Origin of the sequence: Sulfolobus sp. B1 (genome assembly GCF_007050195.1) — an archaeon.
Taxonomy (GTDB): domain Archaea; phylum Thermoproteota; class Thermoprotei_A; order Sulfolobales; family Sulfolobaceae; genus Saccharolobus.
Genome location: NZ_QIMI01000062.1, coordinates 1 through 9,380 on the forward strand (window position 1 = coordinate 1; position 9,380 = coordinate 9,380).

The 9,380-nt window shown below is 36.9% G+C and carries 10 protein-coding genes and 1 pseudogene; 8 read left to right on the forward strand and 3 right to left on the reverse strand.

Annotation, left to right across the window (positions count from 1 at the left end):
• The 3 genes and pseudogenes from DMP16_RS05640 to DMP16_RS05650 form a co-directional block, all read left to right on the forward strand.
• Positions 1-391 (forward strand): annotated as a pseudogene (locus DMP16_RS05640) (electron transfer flavoprotein subunit alpha); the annotation flags it as partial.
• Positions 392-1,252 (forward strand): electron transfer flavoprotein subunit alpha/FixB family protein, encoded by an 861-nt coding sequence (locus DMP16_RS05645; RefSeq protein ID WP_069282780.1) that lies wholly within the window; start codon positions 392-394, stop codon positions 1,250-1,252.
• A gap of 28 nt (positions 1,253-1,280) precedes the next feature.
• Entirely contained in the window at positions 1,281-2,480 is a 1,200-nt protein-coding gene (locus tag DMP16_RS05650) for an acyl-CoA dehydrogenase family protein (RefSeq protein ID WP_069282779.1), read from the forward strand.
• A gap of 70 nt (positions 2,481-2,550) precedes the next feature.
• Here the strand turns inward: DMP16_RS05650 and DMP16_RS05655 are convergent, their stop codons facing one another.
• Entirely contained in the window at positions 2,551-2,808 is a 258-nt protein-coding gene (locus DMP16_RS05655; RefSeq protein WP_069282778.1) for a hypothetical protein, read from the reverse strand.
• A gap of 66 nt (positions 2,809-2,874) precedes the next feature.
• Between DMP16_RS05655 and DMP16_RS05660 the strand changes: the two genes are divergently transcribed.
• The 5 genes from DMP16_RS05660 (at position 2,875) to porB (ending at position 7,003) form a co-directional block, all read left to right on the forward strand.
• Complete coding sequence (locus DMP16_RS05660; protein WP_069282777.1) at positions 2,875-4,080, forward strand: 4Fe-4S dicluster domain-containing protein; 1,206 nt, start codon at positions 2,875-2,877, stop codon at positions 4,078-4,080.
• Positions 4,081-4,143: 63 nt separating this feature from the next.
• Positions 4,144-4,698, forward strand: coding sequence for a 2-oxoacid:acceptor oxidoreductase family protein (locus DMP16_RS05665; RefSeq protein ID WP_069282776.1), 555 nt, complete (start codon positions 4,144-4,146; stop codon positions 4,696-4,698).
• Positions 4,685-4,948 carry a 4Fe-4S binding protein gene (locus DMP16_RS05670; protein WP_069282775.1) on the forward strand — a complete coding sequence of 88 codons (264 nt, stop codon included), beginning with the start codon at positions 4,685-4,687 and terminating at the stop codon, positions 4,946-4,948. The genes DMP16_RS05665 and DMP16_RS05670 overlap by 14 nt, the downstream gene beginning before the upstream one ends.
• Positions 4,945-6,144, forward strand: coding sequence for a pyruvate ferredoxin oxidoreductase (locus DMP16_RS05675; RefSeq protein WP_069282774.1), 1,200 nt, complete (start codon positions 4,945-4,947; stop codon positions 6,142-6,144). Before DMP16_RS05670 ends, DMP16_RS05675 begins: the two co-directional genes overlap by 4 nt.
• Positions 6,113-7,003: a pyruvate synthase subunit PorB gene (porB, locus tag DMP16_RS05680; RefSeq protein ID WP_069282773.1), complete on the forward strand. Its 891-nt coding sequence runs from the start codon at positions 6,113-6,115 to the stop codon at positions 7,001-7,003. Before DMP16_RS05675 ends, porB begins: the two co-directional genes overlap by 32 nt.
• Here porB and DMP16_RS05685 read toward each other — a convergent pair.
• Both DMP16_RS05685 and DMP16_RS05690 read right to left on the reverse strand, forming a co-directional pair.
• On the reverse strand, positions 7,000-8,316 hold the full coding sequence (locus DMP16_RS05685) for a glycosyltransferase family 4 protein (RefSeq protein ID WP_143576963.1): 1,317 nt from the start codon (positions 8,314-8,316) through the stop codon (positions 7,000-7,002). The two genes, porB and DMP16_RS05685, sit on opposite strands and share 4 nt — an antisense overlap.
• Positions 8,317-8,665: 349 nt before the next feature.
• A partial coding sequence (locus DMP16_RS05690; protein ID WP_143576964.1) for a sulfite exporter TauE/SafE family protein occupies positions 8,666-9,380 on the reverse strand: 715 nt, incomplete at its 5' end.

The following is a 9,380-nucleotide window of genomic DNA, read 5'->3' on the forward strand; positions in this document are numbered from 1 at the left end:
TGACAGTGGAACTTCTGCCTTACCTGCTTATGTAGCAGAAGCTTTAGGCTTACCTTACGTATCAAATGTTAAATCATTAAAGATAGAGGGGAACAAAGTGATAGCTGATAGAGGAATGGTAAGTTATGTTGAGACTATTGAGACCACATTACCAGTAGTCTTGAGTGTAGGAGGGGAAATTAACACTCCTAGAATTCCTAGTGTTAAACAAATAATGGAATCCTCGAAGAAACCCGTAAAAGAGGTTAAGTTTGATATTCAGCCTAAGGTTATTGTAAAAGAAGTAAAGCCATTATTAGTCAATAGGAAGAAGATAGTCATTGAAGAAAACGATATTGAAAAAGCTGTAGATAAACTTCTTGAATATTTAAAAAGTGATGGGGTGTTATAGATGAAGATAGTAGTATATTCCGAGAGTCCTGTATTTTTGAGGATGGGAGCAGCCGTAGCACAAAGTTTCGGAGGAGAATTAATAGGCATATCAACTTCTCAAGATGCCAAATTCTTTAATAAGCTTTACTTAATAGAAAATACAGACGAGGAAGGGATTGTAGATCTAGTAGTATCATTAACTCCAGACGTGTTTATTACAGGAAACGTTAGAAAAGATAGAGCTATTGCCGGAAGGGTAGCGGGCAGACTAAAATTACCCATAATCACAGATGTACTATCCATAAAACTAGATGGTAACAAGGCAATGATTAATAGATCAGCTTATAGCGGTATGGGAATAGCTGTGATAGAGACTGAATTGCCTTTAGTGATGACAGTTGCTAGTACTCAGCTACAACCTAAGCAGATTGAACCGAGTATAGAAAAGGTAAAGTTAAAGGAGGGAAGAATAAAGGTCATTGGAAGGAAGTCTACATCATCTGGTGCAAACATATCTACAGCGGATATAGTTGTTGGCGTAGGTAGGGGAATTCAAAATAAAGAGAATATAAAATACGCTGAAGAATTAGCTACAGCATTAGGAGGAGTTGTAGGTGGAAGCAGACCTGTAGCAGCTGAGTTGGGTTGGGTACCAGAGGACAGACAAATAGGATTGTCTGGCTTAAGAATTAGACCTAAACTATACATAGCATTGGGTATTTCTGGACAACCTCAGCACATAGCCGGAATCAGAGACTCTAAGATAATAGTTGCAGTAAACACGGATAAAAATGCGCCTATATTGGAGAACGCTGATTATCTAATAGTAGCAGATGCAGTTGCTTTCTGCAAAGCTATGCTAAAGAAACTAGGAAAATAATAATAAGGTTGAATTTAACATATTTTTTATGGTATATCCTTTTAAGTCATTAGAGGACTTTAAGGTAGAAATTACTCAAGATCATGAATTATTGAGAAGTGCGGTAAGGGATTTCGCTGAAAACATTCTATCAAAATATGTTGAGAAAGGAGAAAAAGAATTGGATGTGCCAAGAGAAGTTAAAACGAAGGCAAAGGAGATAGGCTTATATGGTTTATTTGTAGATCCTTCTTTAGGAGGTCAAGGAGCAGATTACATTTCCTTATTGGTGGCTACTGAAGAAATAACCAGAGTTTGGCCTTCATTTAGCACTTTTCTCTTAATAGATTGGATGTTCATTTATACCTTATCTAGATATGGAAATGAAGAATTAAAGAAGAAATATATACCGCCGGTGGCTCAAGGAGATAAAGTAGCTGCTTTCGCCAATACTGAACCTTCAGCCGGAACCGATGTAGCAGGAATTAAGACAACAGCTAAAAAGCTTAGTAATGGTGATTACGTAATAAACGGTAGGAAAATTTTCATTACCAATGGAGACATAGCGGACTATTATTTAATAACCGCGAGAACTTCACCACAAGATCCTAAGGCTAGATGGAAGGGAATATCTATGTTTATAGTAGAAAAAGACTTGATTAAGCCAGTTAGTAGAATTGAGACTACCGGTCTTAAAGCATCCCACACAGCGGAGATAGTGTTAGAGGATGTAAAAGTTCCCGCTGAAAACTTAGTTGGAGAAGAGTCGAATGGATTTAAGTACGCAGTTAGTGCATTCGATTTTGCTAGAACTATAGTAGCTTCTCAAGCCTTAGGAGTTGGACAAGCCGCTTTCGAAAAAATGGTAAATTACACTCTACAGAGAACTGCTTTTGATAAGAAGCTAGCTGAGTTTCAATTAGTACAAACTAAGGTATCAGAGTCACTTGCTGATCTTGAGATGGCTAGGCTTATAACATATTGGGCAGGTACCTTATTTAAAAATAATAGGGAGAACGAATACGTAATAGCTGCTTCGCTAGCTAAATTTATCTCTACAGAGGCTGCTGAAAGGATAGTTTTGAGGGCTATGAGCACATATGGAGGCTACGGTGTTACTAATTCAACCGGCTTAGAGAGGATGTTAAGGGACTTACAAATAATGAAAACCTACGAGGGAACAAATGACATTCAGAGAATAAGTGCAGCAAGATTCCTCTATAATAAGTTTGTTGGGTATAAAGTTTAAATCCTCTTTAGCAATAGATAAGGGAACTAGCTTTCTTTTCTACAACACTTAATTTACTGTTTTGGAATTATTATGTTCCCTCTGTGCAGAAACTTCTTATCGCGTTTAATACTTCATCTCTCTTGTCCTTTCCTTTTCCGCTTGTAATGTATTCTATAACTTCGTCTATTAATTTTCTAATAGTGTCCTCGTCTTCATTACAAAATCTATTCCTCATTTGTTCATCTCTGTGTAATCTATCTTTGACGTAGTCTGAGAGTTTTTCTTGTTCTAGTACCTCTCTAATAAAATTTCTCATCAAAGCATATTTATAAAATGGTGTTTCCATATATTTTGATAAATTTATCACATTTTAAAGCTAGTGTTATAAACCTAGTCGATTAGAAAATATTATATGGAAAGAAAGTTAGGATTTATTTTTGATCACGATAAATGCATTATTTGTAATGCTTGTGTGGATGCCTGCAATAAGGCATACGGAAATCTTAATTGGAGAAGCCTAATAGTAATGCCTCTAGGGGAGAGTAAGACAGCCCTTTCGATAGCTTGTAACCATTGCGATAATCCAGTTTGTATGAAAGTTTGTCCAGCTAACGCGATCGAAAAGAACGATATGGGTATAGTAAGGATAAACGATAAATCCTGTATCGGTTGTGGATTCTGTACATGGGCTTGTCCATATGAAGCACTAAAGTTTAATAAAGATGGAATAATGTCTAAGTGTAATTTCTGTTATGATAGGCTAATAGGTGGTAAAGGTATTCCATATTGTGTTGAGGCGTGCCCGACTGGGGCTTTATCTTTTGGTTGGATAGATGAAGGTAAGGCGGATACTAATTACTTGCCCCCATCAGATATAACTAAGCCAAGGTTTGTTGTGAAGGGACCAGAAGGAGTTAAGGATCTTAAAATAAATACGTTACATGAGAAAAAAGAAGAGAACTATTTAGGATTGTTAGCATTTACAATAGGTAGTGAGTTCGCCCTAGGCTATACAGTTTTCAAGTTACCGTTCTGGAGTTTTATCGGTTTTTTGGTTCCTCTACTGACCTTATTGTTATCAGTTAATCATGCTAGAAGATATGATAGGTTCTATCGTGTCATATATAACTTAAAGACCTCTTGGTTAAGTAGGGAAGTGTTATTTTCCTCTCTATCAGTGCTGTTTTACCTCCTTAGCATTTTAAACACGTTGTTCTATTACCCTGCTGTAGTATTTCTTGCATTGGGTGTGCTTTCAAGTATAATGATTTACATGGTTAAGGCTAGACCATCATGGTATAATTCAGAAACGCCCATCTCTTTTGTAGGAACTGTGTTTACTACGACCCTTCCACTAGCCTACTATTTCACTCACTCTTACTACTATTTAATTCCATTAATGCTGATATTGATTATAGAAATTATTAGTACGTATATAACTAAGAGGGAAATTAAGATTAGAGGAAGTCTAAATGTCTTCTCACTGGTTCTATCCTTACTATCATTTATTATCCCAGCAATAATTGTTATAGTAGAAATTCTGAATATTGTTTCAGAAGTTGTTAATAGAAGAGAGTTTTATCAAAAAGTTATATATTACGGTCTACCTAAAGTTTAAACATTTTTTATAGACAGATTTTTTAATGGTGAAGAATATACAATCTATATAGGTGGTCTTTTATTGCTCGAAATAAGATTTCACGGTAGAGGTGGTCAAGGTGTTGTCACTGCCTCCAACTTACTTGCAGAAGCAGCTGGTTATGATAACTTATATTCATCCTCTTTCCCAATTTACGGAGCAGAGAGAAGGGGGGCTGAGATAGAGGCTTATTGTAGAATTTCTGATTCTCCAATTAGAGTTACATCTCCAGTTGAAGAACCTGATTATCTTGTTGTCATAGATAATTCGCTATTAAAGTTATCCAAAACTATTTTTAGGGGTTTAAAGAAGGATTCAAAATTACTAGTTAATTCCCCGAAAGATGTTAATTTATCTTGGAAAACTTATACAGTTAACGCGACAAGAATAGCTATTGATTTAGGCTTAGTGAAATCTGGCTGGCCAATGGTAAATGTGATAATGTTAGGTCCATTAGTAAAGATACTAGGAATGCCTAAACTAGAGTCCTTAGAAAAAGCTATTCGAGAGGAGTTTGATGGAAAAGTAGCTGAGCTCAACATAAAGGCTGTCAGAATAGCTTATGAGCAATTGAGGGAGAGTTATGTCCTTGCTTGAGTATCAATATTTCCCGGTAACTAGACCAGGCAAGGGAGCTGGAGGAAAGACTGGATCGTGGAGAGTGTTTAAGCCTGTTGTGAATTATAACAAGTGTATAGGCTGTAAGGCCTGTTTTATGTTTTGCCCAGAATCTACCATAATTCCAAGTGATGGCAAGGTTAGAGTAGATTATGAATACTGTAAGGGTTGTGGAGTTTGTGCTAATGTATGTCCAGTCAAAGCAATAGAGATGGTGAGCGAAACATGATAAGGAAGATCATCTCAGGAAATGAAGCTGTTGCATTAGCAGTTAAGTTAGCGAGAGTGGGAGTTACTGGAATATATCCGATAACTCCACAGACCACGATAATAGAAAAGTTAGCTGAGATGAAGGCTAGTGGGGAAATTAATACCGAAATAGTGAGAGTTGAAAGCGAGCATTCTGCAATGGCTGCTACTTTTGGTGCCGCTCTAGCCGGAATAAGGTCTTTTACAGCCACAGCGTCCCAAGGACTACTCTATATGCATGAGATGATTTGGTGGGTTGCTGGTAGCAGGACACCAGTTGTGATGGTAGTTGGAACCAGAGCGGTTGGGGCTCCGTGGAACATATGGAACGAACATACAGATTTTACGAGTGAAAGAGATAGCGGATGGTTGATGGCATTTGCTAGTAATCCTCAAGAAGCACTGGATTTGACATTACAAGCCTTTAGAATATCTGAGGATGAAAGAGTATTCCTACCCATGATGGTAGGAATGGACGGTTTCATTCTATCTCACACTAAAACCAATGTAATAATTCCAGATCAAGAAGACGTAGACGAATATTTGCCTCCTAGAAGACAGCCTTACGTAATAGATCCAGAGGATCCAGTTGGCATGGGCAACATATTTCCTCCAGAAGAATACATGAAGCTAAGACAGTCTATTGATCTAAGTATTAAGAACTCTGAAGATGTAATAAGAGAATTGGGAATGGAGTATAATAAGAAGTTGAATGTGTTAGGGGACTATTCGACACTTAACGTCACTTATAAGCTAGATGATGCAGATTACGCTGTAGTAGTTATGGGGGCATGGGCAGGTGATACAATGGAAGCTATAGATAAATTAAGAGAGAGAGGAGTGAAGATTGGTATGTTAAGAATAAGGTATCTGAGACCATGGAGTGAGAAGGAGATTCGTGATGCTCTAAAGGATAAGAAAGCAGTATTAGTACTAGACAGAAGTATAAGTATGGGTAGAGGAGGTCCATTATATGTGGAAATTAAATCCACTATCTCAGATATAGTTCCTTCCATCAAAGGCGTTGTAAGTGGGTTAGGAGGAGTGAGCGTAAGCAAGAGTGACTTATTATATCTATTTGAGAAGTTCCTTCAAGGTATAAGGGAAGACGTCCTCTGGTATTATCCGAAGGAGGTAGGAAAGATTGAGCTTAGGACTCCGAGAGATATTGAATAAGCATAATGGTATATTATCTGGAACATCCGCTTGTCCGGGATGTCCAGAGAACATGGCAATGAGAATGTTGGGCATGGGACTAGGTAAAGATACTGTACTAGTTGTAGTCGCTGGATGCTCATCAGTAATCCAAGGTAACGCACCATATAATGCATATAATTTCCCCACAGTTAATGTAGCTTTTGCTGCAGGACCAGCTACTGCTTCAGGCTTAGCTAGAGCTTATAGGCAAAAAGGTAAGAACGTTACAGTAGTAGTATGGGCTGGTGATGGAGGAACCGCTGATATAGGCTTTGCATCCTTAAGCGGTGCTGCTGAGAGAAATGAGAATATACTATATTTATGTGTAGATAACGAGGCTTATATGAATAGTGGTGGACAGAGAAGTGGCTCAACACCTTACGGGGCAATAACGACCACTACACCAGAAGGAAAGAAGGAAAATAAGAAGAATTTGCCGTTCTTAATGATAGCTCACAATGTACCTTATGTTGCTACAGCATCAGTGGGTTATCCTCATGATTATGTAGAAAAATTGAAAAAAGCTAAACAAATAGAAGGATTTAAATACATACACGTATTAACGCCAGATCCCTACGGTTGGTTGTTTGACCCATCAAAAACCGTTGAAGTGGCTAAGTTAGCTGTGCAAACGTGCTATTGGCCATTATTTGAATATCAAAATGGAAAGTTAGAAATAAGCCAAGAAAGTCTGCATTGTTTAGATAAGAGGACTAGGAGACCAATAAGAGACTTTCTAAGTATTCAAGGAAGATTTAAGAGGATGAATGAAAAAGACGTGCAATTACTTGAATCTTATATCGATCAGATGTGGGAAAAGTTAAAGTCGATGCTTTAAGCCTTTTTATATTCTTCTGAAGCTATTTCAAATACTTCTTTCAAATCATTTACTGCATTGACTACTGAACACTTCTTAACTGTTTCCGCGCCCAAGCTTCCAACTTTCTCATCTTTTAATGCTAATTTTAACTTTTCGGCTAACTCGCTAATATTTCCAGACTTGAAAACGTAACCGTTGCCTCCCTCAATAATTAGCTCACTAACTCCAGCACCATTACTTACAACCGCAGGCTTTCCGTAAATCCATCCTTCACATACTGCCAATCCAAAACCCTCTATTCTTGATGGTAATAAAACCACGTCAGCTCTCTGATACAAAGCAAAAAGGTCTTCATCCGGAACATAGCCCGTAAATATTACCTTATCCTCAACTCTCAGATCTTTTGCTAAGTTCCTTAACTTATTAACCCAGATGCTACCCTTATCATGTCCTAGTGTCTTACTAGTGAAGCTTCCATCACCGGCTAAGACTAACTTAGCATTGACATCCTTTATTGCTTCTATAGCTATATCTTGACTCTTCATAGGGTCCATTCTAGCTACCACTAAAACTACCTTATCGTCATCCTTAATACCATACTTATCTTGTACTTCCTTAACCTTGTTTTCGCTAACCTTCAGATAGGCTGAAGGGTCAATAAATGGATAAATTTGTTTTACCTTAACCTTAACTCCAGCCCTAACCAATCCTTCTAAATCCCTTTTAGTACTTACTATTACTAAGTCGAAACCCTCAAAGGATTTTATTAAAAACTCTCTCATTCTCTTACTCAAATTCTCTGGGACAAACGGTATGTGATACCATAGTACTGCCGGAGCTGAGGGACCTATAATTCCTCCAACTAATAGTTGCTGAAAATCATTTATGAAATATATGTCAGTATCCTTATAGAACTCTAGCAATTTTTGCGCTGAAAGCCAATTGTAGTTAGCGTAAGCAATATACTCTTCTCCTACAATCTCATATCTGCCTAGACCGTGACTTTCATTATATATTGCCTCCTTAAACTTTGTGTAATTTGCTAATGACTTAGGTTCTAGGTCTACAAAGTGAACATCAATATCCTGCATTCTAACTGATGGAGGGTAACCCGGACCTAGAGACACCCATCTAACCCTACTGAAATTCCTTGTATTGATTAAGGCTAACATCATTTTTGCTACTCCACCAACAGATACGTGATAATCTTCATTACTTAACATGCTAAGATCTATGGGTAAATCCAAATAACCGTATTTTTCTAAGATGTCTCTGTAGGTAATAGTGAATCTAATTGGTGGAGTTTGAGTATTAATCGCTATACTAGACATAGTATAAACTAACTCAACCTTAGCTATAACTTTACTCCCTATTTATTCGTTTAACAAATATAAAATAAATTTAAACACTAATGTGTAGAAGAGACATGGCGTAATAGCAGTTAGCTAGCTAAAATACAAAATATGGTGAAATATTTTAATTTGTATATAATGACATTAGTAATAGATTGTGACAAAAAGAGGAAAGCCTTTAGGCGGAGAAGAAGGTCAGATATGCGAATAATAGTCACAATAGTTAGCCGATATTAAATTAACGCTTTATCCAAGGGAGTTCGACTTCCATACTGAAGATCCGCAAAGAACCAGAAGTGATCTAATTCTTACTTGTGTTTTAAATGAGTTAAATTATTCTTAGAATTTCGGTTATAGAAACGATAAGAAAAACACTACCTAAAAGTATATATATCAATAAAGGACTTAGTTTGTTTGCTAATCTCGCAAAGAAATACCCTGAAGTTAGTGAAGATAATCCTATAACTACAGATGCCATTAAATCAACTTGATTTGCAGAAATATAAGCAAACATACCACTTATTGCTGATAAAAACATTGACAAGGTAGCCGTTCCTATCATTCTCTTTACATCTATTGAAAACAAGAGCATCATAATTGCAATAAATATAATACCACCACTAGCACCTATAGTTCCAGTAACTATTCCAGTTAAAATGCTAAGTAAAAACGCTAAAACATAATTTTTTATTCTAATCGCCTTATTACTCACTTTATTAGTGTTTTTATCATCTCCTTTTGACCTCTTGAATGAGACGTAAGACATGTATGAAGTGAAGATTGTGAAAGCGATTTCTAAATACCTATCGGGTGTAGCAAATGCTATAGCTGAACCAAATTGAGCACCTATAACTGCACCTAATCCGAGTAACAAAGCTATTCTTAAATCAACGTTTTTATACTTGAAGTACGTGAACACTACAGAAGTAGTAGTTATCACGTCAATGGTCAGACTAGAGCCTATTGCTTGTTTAAAGGTTAATCCTAATAAGGTTAATGTTGGAACTACTATTAATACTCCACTGGCACCAGTTATTCCAGTT